Source organism: Micromonospora sp. SH-82 (genome assembly GCF_051132485.1).
Lineage (GTDB): Bacteria > Actinomycetota > Actinomycetes > Mycobacteriales > Micromonosporaceae > Micromonospora.
In genome coordinates, this window is sequence record NZ_CP148049.1 from 4527612 (window position 1) to 4541022 (window position 13411).

Genomic DNA, 13411 nt, shown 5'->3' on the forward strand with positions numbered 1-13411 from the left:
GGGTCTCCTCAGTCGTCAACGGGATGGGACGGCGGGCAGGAACGGGCTGGGTTGCCCGCTCCACGACACGTCGAGCACCTCGCGGGCCCGGGTGCTGGCGACGAAGAGCAGGCACCGTTCCCGGAGCAGGTCGCTGTCGTGTTGGGCCTGGTCGACCTCGGGTGGGGTGATCTCCTTTGCGAACGGGACCGCCCGTGCGGTGGCCCCGACCACTGCCACACACCGGAACTCCAGGCCCTTCATCGCGTGCATGGTGGCCAGCCGTACGCCGTCGACGTCGGCACCGGGCTGGTCACGGACCCGTACGGCGGGGATCCCTGCGGCGGTGAGACCGCCGTACACGTCGGACAGGACGGTGTTGAACCGGGCGCAGACGGCGATCTCGCTGGCCGCGACACCCTGCCCGCGCCACTGGCGTACCCGCTCGACGAGGGCCGCGATCTCTGCCTGGCCGGTGGCGTACCCCTGGGTCCGGGGGCGTCTGCCCCGCAGCAGCGACCGGTATCCGGTGAGGGAGTCCTCCCCGTCACCGGCGAGGTCCTCGACTGTCGAGTCGACGAGGACCTTCGTGGACCAGGTGAGGATCTCCTCGGTGCTGCGGTAGTTGATGCGCAACCGGCTGCTGCGTCCGGCGACGGAGATGCCGAGCGAGGTGAGTGACACCCGGGAGTCGTAGATGCGCTGGTGGGGGTCGCCGGTGATGAACAGGTCGTCCGGCCCGGGGACGACTGCGGCCCGCAGGACCCGCCACTGGGCCGGGTGCAGGTCCTGCGCCTCGTCCACCACGACGTGGTCGAACCGGTGGTCGGCGGAGCCGCCCTCGGCGAGCAGGTCCGCGGCCCGCGTACAGAGTTGCAGGTGGGTCAGGGTGCCGGCGGCGGTGAGGTCGGCGGTGAACATCTCCACCGCGTCCCAGACCCGGTCCCGCTGCCGGATCCCGAGGGCGGTGCCGCGACCCCGACGGACCGCCGTCCGGTACGCCTCCCGGGTGCGGACGTCCTGGGCGAGGATGACGTGCCGGAACTCCTGGGCGAGGAACTGCTCGGGCCAGGGCAGGGTCAGCCGTCGGCACACCCGTCGCCAGACCTGCCGCTCGTCGGCGTCGCCGATCGGGGTGGGGACCCGCCCGGCCGAGGCCCGGAGCACCCGGTTGGCGTAGGCGTTGACCGTCGTCACCTCGACCCGGGCGAGTTTCGCCTCGTCGCCGAGCAGCAGTCCGAGGTGCTCCCGCAGCGTCCCGGCCAGAGCGTTCGTGTACGTGGTGAGCAGCACCCGGGCGTCGGCGGAGCGGGTCAGGAGGTGCTTGACCCGGTGCAGCGCCACCACCGTCTTGCCGGTGCCCGGGCCACCGGTGACCTGCGCCGGTCCCCGGTACGACACCCGGTAGGCGACCCGCCGTTGGGTGGGGTGCAGGAACACCCGCCAGGCGGCGAAGGGTTTGTCCAGGATGTCGGCCAGCTCGTCGGGCCGGGTGACCAGGGTGATCCGGCTCGCGGTGTTGCCGATCGCCACGGCGAGGCTCTCGCTCGGCTGTTCCGGGGCGTCGGCGGGCCGCCGTTCGGCCACCACGTCGCGGTAGACCTCGTCCGGTGAGAGGCCCTCGGCGAGGTACTGCAACACCTCGAACTGGTCTTCGGGCAGGAGCGTGCCGAAGGCTTCCAGCTGCGGCTTGTCGATGACGGTCCGGACGGCCCGCAGGACCTGGTCGTCGATGCCGAGGTGGCGCAGCACCGTGTCGGAGTGCCTGGCGAACAGCAGCGTCGGGGCCGTCGTGGCGGCCTTCTCCAACGTCGGGGTGAGCTGCTCGATGGCGACGACGTTGCGGACCTCCAAGGCCCGGGTGGCGGTGTTCACCGTGTAGAGCCGCTTCGCCGCCCACGTGTACGCGTCGTCGTGCGGCACCACGTTGATCAGCAGGAACGTGTCGCTGCCGTCGTCGGGGGCGAGCACGACACCACGCCAGAAGTCGTTGATCCGGATGGTCCGCATCCGGGGGTCCCGCGCGTTGTGCACCGACTCCAGGTGCAGCCCCTTGTCGGCGTGCAGCTCGGCGATGGTGAGCTGCTGGAACCTCGCCATCGCCTTGCGTACGCCCGCCCGGACGGGTTTTTCCAGGACGTCGTAGCTCTGCCAGAAGCTGTTGGCGAAGGCGAGCTGCGGCACGAGCGGGACCTCCGGGGCTGTTCGTCGGGGCGGGCGGAGCTGTCAGGCCGGGTCGGCGTCGTCGGGTCCGTCGAGCTGCGCCCGGTCGTAGAACCACTTCAGGTGGTCGAGCAGGGCTTCCCGGGCGTCGGTGTCGGCGAGGACCGTCAACGGGAAACTCGGCCGGAGGGTGAGCTTGACGGCGTCGATCTGCACCCCGGGCAGCTGGTTCAGCCGTTGCCGCAGCTCCTCCCGCAGGGCCACGTCGTCGAAGGGCGTACGGATGCTGAGGTGTTGGAAGACCACCTCGACCCTGCCCCGTGGGTAGATCGCCAACGGCCAGATGTTGCCGAGTTCGTGTTCCCTGCCACGGGCGAACAGGAAGCAGGAGGTCTCCGCGCCGTCGCCGTGGCCGAGTCGCCCGCCCATCGAGGTCCAGGCGTCGAGCACGACGGCGGTGGCGGTGGCGACCGCCGATCCCTGGGACGCGGTGAGCTGTTCCATGAACCGCGCGGCGTGGTCGACGTCGCCTCGGGCGCGCGATCGCGGCTCGGGAACCTCGGCCGGGGTCACCCCGGCGAGCTGCGCCAGCTCCTCGACGGTGATCCGCTGGGCCGGGTCGGCCCGGCCGTGCTGGTCGAACGTCACGCCCTCGGCGCGCAGCACGTCACGGGGGTCGTCGTCACGGTCGGGTTCGAGCCACCGGAAGTTACCGGCGACGATCCCGCCGGCCTGGAGCACCCGGTGGGCGTTCAGGGTCGGATGGCCGGCCAGCCGGTTCCCCACCGGTTGCGGTGCCGTGCCGATCAGGGCCGCCAGGTCGCCGTACGTGGTCCACGAGCCGGCCGGCAGTTCGGCGAGGGCCTTCGCCAGCACGTCCCAGGCCACCTCGGACTGGGTGCCGGTATCCCCGGTGGGGCCAGGCCAGATCGTGATGATCCGTTCGGCGAGGGCCTCGGCCCGGGACAGGATCGCCGTGAAGTCCCACCGCTGTCGGGCCGCGATGTCCCGGCTCAGGTGGACACCGCTCTTGGCCAGGGCGGCCCGTTTGGCGGTGAACGGCTTGTTGCTCAGCTCCGAGTTGTAGCCGGTGAGGGTCAGGTTCCCCAGGGTGTGCACGAGCGCGTCGTGCCCCGCCTCGGTGGTCTCGCCGTCCTCCAGGTCGGCGGCGAGCATCTGCTCCCATTCGGGGCTCAGGGTCTGCGGCAGGACGTGCTCGATGGTCAGCTTCTCCAGCGCCACCGGTTCCTTGCTGCCGTAGGACTCCTCCAGCCAGCGCAGGACCAGGCTCCGCTGACCGGCCCGTCCGTTGAGGTAGAACGGGATGGTGGGCACCAGGTCGCGCAGGTTCGCGTCGGTGGCCCAGTGTTTGCGGCCCGTCGACAGGTACCTGCGCACCGCCTCGTCGACAGGCAGGTCCCGGTCCATCTCGGTGACCACTGCGAGCAGGATGCGGTTGATGTTCATGGTGCTGCGGCCGATCAGCAGCCGCCGGACGAAGAAGCTCTCCAGGTACAGCATGGCGGAGGCGATCTGCTCGGAGGTCGCCGTGCCCCGGTCCCGTCGGTCGAGCAGGTGCAGCAGCACCGGGTAGACGGTGGTGGTGCCCCACGCGTTCAGCCGCTCCAACCGTTGCCGTACGCCCGGGTCCTGCTCCTCGGCCGGGTGCAGGATCACCCGCAGGAGCGCCCCGAGCCGACCGAACCGCTCCACCTCGGCTTCGACGTCGGCCTCGGTGCGCAGTCTGTCGAGGCGGGCCTGCTGGGTGGCGTACGTGTCGGTCTGTTTGATCTTCGGGTCGCGGTGGACCAGGTCGAGCCAGAAGAGCAGGACCAGCTCGGTCGGGGTGAACCGCTGCTGCAGGGGCCGCCAGAGCGACTCGTAGACGGCCTGCCCCCGGGTGGGCAGCCGCATGAAGATGTAGTTGCGCAGCAGGTCGGCCTGGGTGAGGGCCAGCCCGGTGTTGTTCAGCGACTCGAAGATCCGGTAGACGTTGTCACCGGGCCTGGCGGTGATCGCCACCAACGCCAGCCCGGTGATCACCGCGCTCTCGACCTGGTCGACGGCGATCGGCTCCTCACCGTCACCGACCGTCTTCAGGGCGTCGGCGAAGAACCGGTACGCCCGACCCACCGCGTTGTCCCCGCCGACCTGCGGCGTCGACTTCACGCAGGCCACGTACGCGTCCCGGTCGGCCTGGGTGGGGACCAGCTTCAACCAGCGCTGCTCCTCGAACGGGTTGGTCAGGTACTGCTGGTCGAGCCGGAGCCGGTGCTTCGGCCCCTCGTGCTCGGCCCGGTGGTCCCGGATGGCGCAGAGCAGGATGGTCAGCGTGGTGAGCCGCTGCTGGCCGTCCACCACCAGGTACTCGGCGACACCGACCGGGCCGGTGGCCGGGCTCGGCGCGAGCACCAGCGACCCGATGAAGTGGGTGGCGTCCGGGTGGTCGGCCCGGTCCCTGGCGAGCTGGCAGACGTCGTCCCAGATCCGGGCGAGCTGAAGCTCGGTCCACGAATAGGTCCGCTGGTAGAGCGGCACCAGGTACTGCCTGGTGCCCTCCAGCAGACCCTGCAACGTGGTCTCCGCAGCCGCGACCATCCCGGCCTCCGTCCTGTGTGGGTCTGCCCGTTGAGTCCGGTAAGCCAAACAGATCTTGGGTACGCCGAGCAACACACGAACGGTACGCAGTGCCACCGGTTGGTACCGATTCGACAGCCCCGACGGACGGATCCCGTGCGCCGTACCGACGAGCTTTTCACCTGCTCTTTCTCAGGTTTTGGTCCCCCTCGACAGGCAAGAGGCGGCTGCGCGGATCCGCCGTCGGCTTTCCGACATCTCTTCTTCGACTCACGAACTCTGCTCATCTGTACCTTGTGGATTCGATTCGCCGAGCAGCAGCCGACCGGGCGCAGCGGCCTGGGCGATCGACCTCCAGACCCCACTGGTCCGCAAAAACATCGCCCGAGCCCGGCAGCGCAACCCCGAGGCGACACCGGCACAGGTGATCCGCAGTCTGGAGCGGATGTACGTCAGCGCGCTCGCCGGAACGGGCGCCGCGGTGGGCGGAGCCGCAGCGGCCCCCGGCGTCGGGACGGGAGTCGCGCTGGCGATGTCGGCGGGAGAAGCCCTCTCCTCCCTGGAATTGAGTGCCCTCTTCGCGCTCTCGGTCGCCGAGGTCCACGGGGTCCGCATCGACGAGATCGAACGCCGTCGCACGATCGTCCTGGGAGTCATGCTCGGCGGGTCCGCCACCGAGACCATCAGCAAGATCGCACAACGTACGGGCCAGCACTGGGGACGTCAGATCGTGTCCAGGGTGCCGGTCGAGACGTTGCGCCAGATCAACGCGATCCTGGGCAGACACTTCGTCACGAAGTACGGGACCAAGCAGGGGATCATCGTTCTCGGTCGCGTGGCCCCCTTCGGCATCGGCGCCGTGATCGGTGGGACCGCCAACGCCGCCCTCGCCGCCGTGGCGGTGCGGGCCAGTCGTCGGGCCTTCGGCGAATCTCCGACGTCCTGGCCGTGACGGCCCACCGGGTCAGGGCAGCACGGCGAGCCCGGGAAAGCCATCGAAGTGCCGACGGTTCCGGGTGAGCAGCGGCGCTTCGTAGCGGATCGCTGTGGCACAGATCCACAGGTCGTTTGTCTGCGGGGCCTGTCCCAACGGGTGACCGGGGGGACCAGCGTGTTCGTCTGCTCCCTGCCAGATGACCGAGAAGGCGTCCGTGTCGACGAGAACCCGCTTCACTCGCCTTCGTCCTCACCTCTGGCCGAGCGCAGCGCCGCCAGAAAGTCACTCATGTCACCGATCGATTCGCCTCGCAGCTCCTCCACCGAACTGACCGGGGTGATTCCTTGTGCTTGAGCAAGGCTTTCCAGGCTCTTCGGCTCGGCAGTATCGATACGGCGGAGATTCGACAGGTGCAGAATATGGATGGTCACTCCGTTGGGCTCAAGCTCGGCGATGCCGTCCGCCATCACCATCTGGTCCATAGCATCCAGCACGGCGTTTCGTAGATCCGAGTCGAAGTCCCACAAGATACTTCCCGCGTACGTGTCGACTCGACAGCGCAACGTCGCGGGAGAGAAATCACCCGTGTGAAGCCGACCGACCACGGTCGACTCCTGAGCAATCTTCTCGAAGGATGTTCGGCGAACAGCCTTATGCAGGGCGTCGTCGATGACGAAGCGGGATCGATCAGCCTGTCGCAACTCGATTCTGGTGACGTTGCTGGTGCTGATGCCTCCGGTCAGGCTTCTGAGCTGGTTGAGCACCTGCGGACCGAAGTGCGGCGGGCGCACGTCGGGCTGCTCACGAAGGCTGTTCGTCCCCTCCTCCAGCGCCGTCAACGCCTGTTCCAGCACCCCTTCGTCGATCTGGAGTTGCCCTGTGCGCGCGATGTCCAGCACGGCCGAGCCCGCGCGGAACCCCACAAAGTCGAGCCGCACCGCGTCCACGATCTCCCGAGGTCGCCGACCAACCCCGGTGGTTTTGCCGGCGATACTCAGCGCCAACAACTCCAGGGTTGCCTGCAGCCCGCTGGCCAGTCGGGACAACTCAGCAAGCGGGAGCCGACCGCCTTCGGTAGCCGGACCGACCGCCCGCAAGGTCAGGTCGGCGACCTGCGAACCATCACTGATCATCGCCACCTCCTCCACGCTGCGTAACTCCGACCGCACCAGCGTACGCGTCTACCACCTTCCTGCAGCGGCACCACCGCTCGACGAGTTCCTCACCCGAACGGTGGCGCCCCTGGAACCTCCGACCGTGGGGTGAGATGCGCACGGACGGCCTCGGGCCGAACCGGTCCCGGCGGCTCGGCCACCTCCAGGCCTGGCCGCTGGCAGCTGCGCAGCAGACTTTTTGCGCTTCGGGGCTCGTTTGGGGGCGGCATCGGGGGCTCGTTTGGGGGTGTCGGCGAGACGAGCCCCCAAACGAGCACACCGCCACGGGCCTGTCAGGCACCTGACCTGCGCGTACGGAGCGGCCGACAGGACCGCAAGCAACATCGACTCATCCAGACTCCCTACGGGATTCTCTCTCCACCGGGGTGACGCGTCGGTGGCGAGCGCATCGGTGGAGAGCCTGCTCGTACCCGCATCGCGTATCCCTGGCCTGCTGGCCGGCCACCTGTACATCACCCACCGCCTTCCGGCCACCCACCACCGGCCCGAGCCCACCCAGGTACTGGTTCGAACAGTCACGACGCCTTCACCGTCGAACACCGCGAAGGACGACGTCACCGGGTTCCTGGACGGCGCAGCGCCCAGCGCCACCGCCACTCACACGACCGACTCGGTCGAGACGGTCTGACTCCCGGCCGGCGCCACCATCCGGGTCCGGCTCGCCGAGCCGCCCGCCGATCACGACCAGCCCGCAGCGGATCACCACACCTTCGACGACCACGGACCCGTCGTCGCCTGACACACCCTGACAGCCGATCGGCCGTTCCTGTCAACGCAGGTGAAAGCCCAGGGCAACTCTGACCAGACAGGTGCTGACAGGTCACGGCACTACGATGCGGTCCACCGCCGGCTCGGCGAGAACACCGAGAAGTCCGAAGTGATCACGAGCGTGGCCGACCTCCGCACCGACCTGCCCGGCAACGCGGATATCAGGGTGTCCACATCTCAGGGGGAAGGCCAGTTTCCGCTCAAGAAGCTGCGGGACGGTGTGTCCGTCGATCCGGGCGAGTGACTTGTCATCATTCCCCGATCGACAATGATCGCGGCGAAGGTGACGTACCGATGCATGAGCTCTTTGGCCGGGATCCCGGTGAGCTGCTGAGCCTCCAGGACTACTGGGCCGACTTCGAGGCGCGGTTCTGGAAGACCACTGCCCCGGGGTTCTGGAAGCTGGAACGGCAGCAGACCTTCAAGGAGCCCGGCGACGAGGGCTGGCGGGCGTTCGCCGAGGGCCGGTGGGAGGAGTCGCTGCGGATCCTCGACGATCGCCGCGACGAGTTCGAGGTCTACTACCGCCGGATCGCCGACAGCGGCTTCGCCACCCGCCGGGTCCGCGTTGTCGACCAGCCGCTGACCCCCTACCTGCAGTGGGAGCTGCACGTGCTGCGGCTACGCCACGAGTACGGCGGACTGACCCGGGTGATCGACTCCGACCAGGTCGCCTTCGTCGAGACAGCCGGTCCGGTGCCCGAGGTGTACACCCTCGGCACCGAGGTGATGTACGAGGCGGTCTACGACACCGACGGCGTACTGGAAACCGCCCGGCGCTGGGAGGATCCCGCACTGGTGGCCCGGTGCCAGCAGTTCATCGAGGCCCGCTACCTCGACGGCGAGCCGCTCGACGAGTTCTTCGCCCGAAAGGTGGCGCCCCTGGAACCGCCGACCGTGGGGTGAGATGCGGACGGCCTCGGGCCGGACCGGTCCCGGCGGCTCGGCCACCTTCAGGCCTGGCCGCCGGCAGAGCTGCGCACCAGGCGGTTGCGCTTCGGGGCTCGTTTGGGGGCGGCATCGGGGGCTCGTTTGGGGGCGTCGCGAGACGAGCCCCCAAACGAGCAGTCCGTCACGGGCCTGTCAGGCTTCTGACCTGCGCGTACGGTGCAGCCGACAGAACCGCGAGCAAGATCGCCTCATCCAGACTCCCTACGGGATTCTCTCTCTGGGGGTGACTTCTCACGCCTGCATCGCGCTGCCCTGGTCTCCCGGCCAGCCACCCGTACATCACCGGCCTCGACGGACTGCCTCAACTCCTCGACGACCATCAGGTCCTCGCCGCCACCAGTGTCAACGCCTGCCCTTCGAGGCGCTGAAAGCACTTACACCAGCTCCTCGGTGAGGCAGTGCCCTGCTCCACCGCCACCCACACGACCATCCGACCGAGACAGTCTGGCTCCCAGGCGGCACCACAACCCGAGTCCGGCTCGCCGCGCTGCCCAACAACCAGGCCCAGCCGCTAGCGGACAACCTCGACCTCGCCGACGGCGGACTCTTCGTCGTCTGACAGGCCCTGACAGCTACACCGCCGCTCCTGTCAACGCAGGCCAGAGCACGCCGACAACCGACCGAACGGGTGCTGACAGGTCACCGCGCCGCGTAGCAGCTGACTCTCCTTGCTCTCACCGCGCCGCTGCGGCTCGACCCGCTCAGACCGGTGCGCGAACCGGAAGAACAACTCCTCCAGTCCCGGCATCCCACGCCCCGCTCACCTGCGCATCCGCTCAGCTCTGGTCGTGGCCGGCTTCCTTCAGGATCATCTCGATGAGGATCCTGGACTGGTCCGGGTCGAGGACGAGAGGGTCGAAGCTGGCCCAGGCCCGCTCGAACACGGCCACCTCCCTCGGCCCGTCCAGGTAGAGCGCGCCGACCGCCGACTCCTGGTACGCCACCGGCAGGGCAGGCTCGGCCCCGTCGCCGGGTGAGAAGTCGAGCAGGACGAACGACCCCGCGAGGACACCCGCGCAGACCCCGGCCGCGAAAGGCAGAACCCGGATCGACACATGCGGCAGGAGCCCCACCTCCAGCAGGTGCCGAAGCTGATCCGCCCCGATCGCCGGGTCACCGACTGCCCGTACCAACGCAGCCTCTGACAGGACCACCTCCACCTGCGGCGGCGCGGGCAGCGTCCGCCGGAGCAGAGCCTGCCGGGCCAGCCGTGCCCCGACCACCCGGTCCCGCTCACCGGCGGGCAGCCGCCCCTCGGCCCGCAGCGCGTACTCGTGGATCTGGAACAGGGCGGGGATCAGGCCGTTCTGGTACTCACGGAGGCGGCAGGCGTCGGCCTCCAGCCCGGCGTACACGTCGAACCAGGCCGGAAGCGGACCCCCGTGGGCATGCCACCAGCCCGCAGACCCGTCCTCCCCCGCCAGGGTCACCAGCGCGGCGGTCAGCTCGGGCGAGGCGTCGTACCGCTCGCACACGGCGCGGACGTCAGCACCCCGGACCCGGCCGCCACCGCCCTCGATCCGGGACATCCTGCTGCGGCTCCACCCCAACGACTCGGCCGCCCCGTCCAGGGTCGCCCCCGCCCCGGTCCGCAACTCCCGCAACGCCCGTCCCAACACCCGCCGGGGCACGCCCGACACCGCACCTTCAGTCATCGCCCCTGCCCTCCCAGCTGCGGACGCCGCCTAGCCGGAGACGGCGCAGGCCGGAACCACCGACGCTGGTTGCCGTCGCGCCCAGCGGGTCGGACCGTCGACCGGCTCGCCGGCCGCGAGCCCCGCTGCGCCGGCACCACGAAGACCACCGCGTCGTCACACCGGGACGTCACCGCCCCATCGGGTACGCGACCCTCAGCCGTCGCCCGCCGCCAACACCCCGGCACGTCCCCGCCCGACACCACCTGCCCGGTCAGGTCCACCGACACCTCCCCCACCCGCAGGAACCACTTCCACCGCCCGGCCATGGGCCCTCCCCTGCATCGACACCTCTTTTGGTGAACAGGTGTGCAGTCTACACGCATCTAAGCGAGTGATGAGTTCACATAGTCAATGTGCAAGCGTTCAGTTCGCCTGCTCCTACCGTGACAGCGTGGGGAAGCTTCGGCTGGTGGCGAGCCAGGAAATCCAGGAGATGCTCGGCGTCTCCCGTACGCGCGCCTACCAGATCACCAACTCGAAGTCCTTCCCGGACCCGGTGGCCGTACTCTCCGTCGGCCGGATCTGGGAGACCGAAGACGTCGAACGCTGGATCAAGGCCCACCGCCCAGACATCCAGGACACCGAAGAGTAGGCATCTCGGGTACACCCCCAGGCCACCCTGCTTCTCATTCGTCTTCCGCCTACGCGTCCGTCGCATCTCCAGATGCCCCACACCGGTTGATACTCCGTTGGCCGCAGACGCCACGGTGGCCGATGCGCTGACGGCGACGATCAAGGCGATCGCACGGCAAATCGCGAAACGACGGTTGAGAAGGCGTGACCCTGATGATCAGACCTGAGTTGCCCGACTACATCCGTACGCTGGTGCGCGGCAAGCAAGCCGCAAACGATGCGATCGAGGCCAGGCTCCAGGCCGAGGGGTGGGACGGCTTCCCGAAGTTCCTCGCGATGGTCTTCTTCCTCGCCGTGGACCGCCGGTTCGGCGAGAACGCCGAGTGGCCCGACACGATCAAGTTTGTAGCCGACCTCCGCGCCGACCTGCACGGCGGTGCAGAGATCAACACCGAGGCCGCCGAACGGCTGATCATGTCCGTCATCGACCCGTCGGTGGACTACGCCGCCTCCCAGGAGATGATCGGAACAATCCAGGCCGCCACCGCACTGAAGATTCTCGCTGACGCGAACCTCACGGACGCGGAGCTGGACGAACTCCTGGCGGAAGCGGCCACCCTCTCCGGCCGTCCTGCCGAGCAGTGAGGTGGCCTACCGTCGAGGCGTGGACAACGTGGTTTCCATCGACTAGGGGCGGGGTCGGCGACGGTTGCCCTGGGTCGGTCTGGTCGACACCGGTGAGCAGGAACACGGGCCCCTGACCTGTCAGCAGCCCATCGACGGCTGATCACTGACCTGGCCGGGTGCGCGATCAGCTATTCCAGAACATCAACTCGCGTGCCCGCTGCGAGCAGGCGGTCAGCTCGGGCACGCCACGCGCGGGGACGGCGTACCCGCGCTCGCGGATCAGGGCCAGGAACTCCGCCGGCACCGCGACCCGGTGCCGGCGGACGTAGTAGGCGAGATCCTTGCGCCACAGCCAATCGCCGTCGGTCAGCACCGTCGAGCCGTTCAGCACCCGCTCGGTGGGCTCGAACGGATCGGCGGCGACGTCCATGACGTCGATGAGCACATGACCGGCGTCAAGGTAGCCGACCACCCAGGCCACGTCGGGCAACTCCTCGTCGGCGACGCTGTCGAAGATGCGCCGCTGCGGCTCGGCCGAGCGGACGGGCCCGAACTCCAGGAACATCCCCGCCGTCTTCACCTGACCGCCGTCCATCAGCGTCAGCCGTTCGGCTGGTAGGTCTTCCACTGCCCGTCACCCCCACGGAGGGTCGAGTATGGAGGACAGCTCGGTGGTGTGCTGTCCGGCCACCGAGCCGCTGGGCGGTTCACAGCACGAGGTGGCGTACCTGTTCGACCGCGCCGGCCAGGATCGCGCCGCCGGGAAGCCCGACCCATCGTCGATAGAGTGCCGCCGTGATTCGTGAGATGCGCTTCGTCGTGTCGGTGCCGGATGAGGTTTCGGCCTATGCCGTCGCCGACAAGCTGGCCAAGCGCGGCCACCTGCTGGTCGCGGTACGGCAGGTGCCGATCGACCCGCTGGAGGGTCGCTTCGCCGGCTGGTGGCGAGCCCACTCGCTGGCCGTGGATCCGCCCTACGAGGGTCCACTGGGGGTCTCACCGGCCGAGAAGAAGGCCATTACGGCCATTGCCCGGGAGTACGGCGGGCAGGTCAACTCGGCGTGCGGCCAGTTTCCGGACAGGGCGATCGAGCGCTTCTCCCGGGAGGGCCTCGCGCACGAGCTCGACCGAGCCGAGGCCGACCGGATCCGCGCGGAGCTCGTCGGGGGGCAGACAGCTGCCGCGCCATATCTGCCCGCGCCTGCCGGACTCACGTGCGGTGGTTTCCGTCGTCCTGCCGCCGATCTTCACGCGGCCGCCGAGGTGGTGCCCTTCGAGGGCCGCACCTTCGACGGTGTGGGCGACCTGATCGCGGCGATCGCGAACGACGCGTTCCCGCAGGGCTCGGTGGTGCCCACTGTCCCGGGCGCGGTGCCGCGGCTGGCCGCGCTGGCGGGTGCCGACGGGGTGAGCGACTTCTACCGGGCGATGGTGCTCATGGTGCTGTTCCAGATGAGCACCGCGGGTCGGCGGCGGCTGGCCTATCAAGCGGACGCCCCGGAGGACGGCGGCGCCGAGACGCCCGCGGAGACGGCGACCCGGGCCGCCGTCGCGGCGGTGCTGCCCGGTCTCGCAGTGGGCCGCAGCGAACTGGCCGAGTTCCTCCTCGCCGGGCTGTCCGCGGCCACGCGGGAGGCGGGGGCCGGAATGCCAGCCGGCCTGAAGCGGATCGCCGGACGGTACGCGCGCACCGCTCGCATCCCGGTGGTGAACCTGATCCGGGCCGTGGCCGACGGTGCCGAGGAGCCCATCCGGACCGCCACCGCAGCGGTGGTGGCGGCCCTGCCCGAGGTGGTCGACGGCCTGCAGAGCACAAAGGCCACCGTCGAGGGGCGGGCACTCGACACGCTCGATACCGTGCTGCAGTGGGAGCTGGACAACGCTCGGCTGTCCAGGCTGGGCATGGTCTTCGGCCCCCGTTGATGACCGCCGGCCCACCGCCATTGGGGCGGCTGAACGCTTTT

General features: G+C 69.3%; 13 protein-coding genes. 7 read left to right on the top strand and 6 right to left on the bottom strand.

Going from position 1 to position 13411, the window contains the following annotated elements; translation table 11 throughout:
• Positions 1-15: 15 nt before the first annotated feature.
• Together WHN02_RS20175 and WHN02_RS20180 are read right to left on the bottom strand one after the other, a co-directional pair.
• Entirely contained in the window at positions 16-2163 is a 2148-nt protein-coding gene (locus WHN02_RS20175; protein WP_434740262.1) for a UvrD-helicase domain-containing protein, read from the bottom strand.
• Between the two features lie 42 nt (positions 2164-2205).
• Entirely contained in the window at positions 2206-4740 is a 2535-nt protein-coding gene (locus WHN02_RS20180; RefSeq protein WP_434740263.1) for a GmrSD restriction endonuclease domain-containing protein, read from the bottom strand.
• Between the two features lie 403 nt (positions 4741-5143).
• Here WHN02_RS20180 and WHN02_RS20185 point away from each other — a divergent pair, with 403 nt between their 5' ends.
• Positions 5144-5671: a hypothetical protein gene (locus tag WHN02_RS20185; protein ID WP_434740264.1), complete on the top strand. Its 528-nt coding sequence runs from the start codon at positions 5144-5146 to the stop codon at positions 5669-5671.
• Positions 5672-5683: 12 nt separating this feature from the next.
• Here the strand turns inward: WHN02_RS20185 and WHN02_RS20190 are convergent, their stop codons facing one another.
• Both WHN02_RS20190 and WHN02_RS20195 read right to left on the bottom strand, forming a co-directional pair.
• Positions 5684-5893: a hypothetical protein gene (locus WHN02_RS20190; protein WP_434740265.1), complete on the bottom strand. Its 210-nt coding sequence runs from the start codon at positions 5891-5893 to the stop codon at positions 5684-5686.
• Positions 5890-6789 (bottom strand): hypothetical protein, encoded by a 900-nt coding sequence (locus WHN02_RS20195; RefSeq protein WP_434740266.1) that lies wholly within the window; start codon positions 6787-6789, stop codon positions 5890-5892. Before WHN02_RS20195 ends, WHN02_RS20190 begins: the two co-directional genes overlap by 4 nt.
• Before the next feature lie 433 nt (positions 6790-7222).
• Between WHN02_RS20195 and WHN02_RS20200 the strand changes: the two genes are divergently transcribed.
• From WHN02_RS20200 to WHN02_RS20210, 3 genes are all read left to right on the top strand, one after another.
• Positions 7223-7459 (top strand): hypothetical protein, encoded by a 237-nt coding sequence (locus WHN02_RS20200; protein WP_434740267.1) that lies wholly within the window; start codon positions 7223-7225, stop codon positions 7457-7459.
• 150 nt (positions 7460-7609) lie between these two features.
• A complete protein-coding gene (locus WHN02_RS20205) occupies positions 7610-7843 on the top strand; it encodes a hypothetical protein (RefSeq protein ID WP_434740268.1) in 234 nt (77 codons plus the stop codon).
• Between the two features lie 50 nt (positions 7844-7893).
• Positions 7894-8505: a DUF6879 family protein gene (locus WHN02_RS20210; RefSeq protein ID WP_434740269.1), complete on the top strand. Its 612-nt coding sequence runs from the start codon at positions 7894-7896 to the stop codon at positions 8503-8505.
• A gap of 821 nt (positions 8506-9326) precedes the next feature.
• On the opposite strand, the gene WHN02_RS20215 is transcribed toward WHN02_RS20210, so the two are convergent.
• On the bottom strand, positions 9327-10205 hold the full coding sequence (locus WHN02_RS20215) for a helix-turn-helix domain-containing protein (RefSeq protein WP_434740270.1): 879 nt from the start codon (positions 10203-10205) through the stop codon (positions 9327-9329).
• A gap of 433 nt (positions 10206-10638) precedes the next feature.
• On the opposite strand from WHN02_RS20215, the gene WHN02_RS20220 reads away from it, so the two are divergent.
• Both WHN02_RS20220 and WHN02_RS20225 read left to right on the top strand, forming a co-directional pair.
• The gene (locus WHN02_RS20220; protein ID WP_434740271.1) at positions 10639-10839 is read left to right on the top strand and encodes a helix-turn-helix transcriptional regulator; all 201 of its coding nucleotides are present in this window, start codon (positions 10639-10641) and stop codon (positions 10837-10839) included.
• 194 nt (positions 10840-11033) lie between these two features.
• A complete protein-coding gene (locus WHN02_RS20225; protein ID WP_434740272.1) occupies positions 11034-11465 on the top strand; it encodes a hypothetical protein in 432 nt (143 codons plus the stop codon).
• 166 nt (positions 11466-11631) lie between these two features.
• Here the strand turns inward: WHN02_RS20225 and WHN02_RS20230 are convergent, their stop codons facing one another.
• A complete protein-coding gene (locus WHN02_RS20230) occupies positions 11632-12075 on the bottom strand; it encodes a hypothetical protein (protein WP_434740273.1) in 444 nt (147 codons plus the stop codon).
• A 167-nt stretch (positions 12076-12242) separates the two neighbouring features.
• On the opposite strand from WHN02_RS20230, the gene WHN02_RS20235 reads away from it, so the two are divergent.
• Entirely contained in the window at positions 12243-13370 is a 1128-nt protein-coding gene (locus WHN02_RS20235) for a hypothetical protein (RefSeq protein WP_434740274.1), read from the top strand.
• The last annotated feature ends 41 nt before the right edge of the window (positions 13371-13411 follow it).

What these genes read in the sequence shown, in the direction of transcription:
- WHN02_RS20180 (WP_434740263.1), bottom strand. Translation starts at nt 4,740, where the DNA reads ATGGTCGCGGCTGCGGAGACCACGTTGCAGGGTCTGCTGGAGGGCACC.
- WHN02_RS20195 (WP_434740266.1), bottom strand. Translation starts at nt 6,789, where the DNA reads ATGATCAGTGATGGTTCGCAGGTCGCCGACCTGACCTTGCGGGCGGTC.
- WHN02_RS20210 (WP_434740269.1), top strand. Translation starts at nt 7,894, where the DNA reads ATGCATGAGCTCTTTGGCCGGGATCCCGGTGAGCTGCTGAGCCTCCAG.
- WHN02_RS20215 (WP_434740270.1), bottom strand. Translation starts at nt 10,205, where the DNA reads ATGACTGAAGGTGCGGTGTCGGGCGTGCCCCGGCGGGTGTTGGGACGG.
- WHN02_RS20225 (WP_434740272.1), top strand. Translation starts at nt 11,034, where the DNA reads ATGATCAGACCTGAGTTGCCCGACTACATCCGTACGCTGGTGCGCGGC.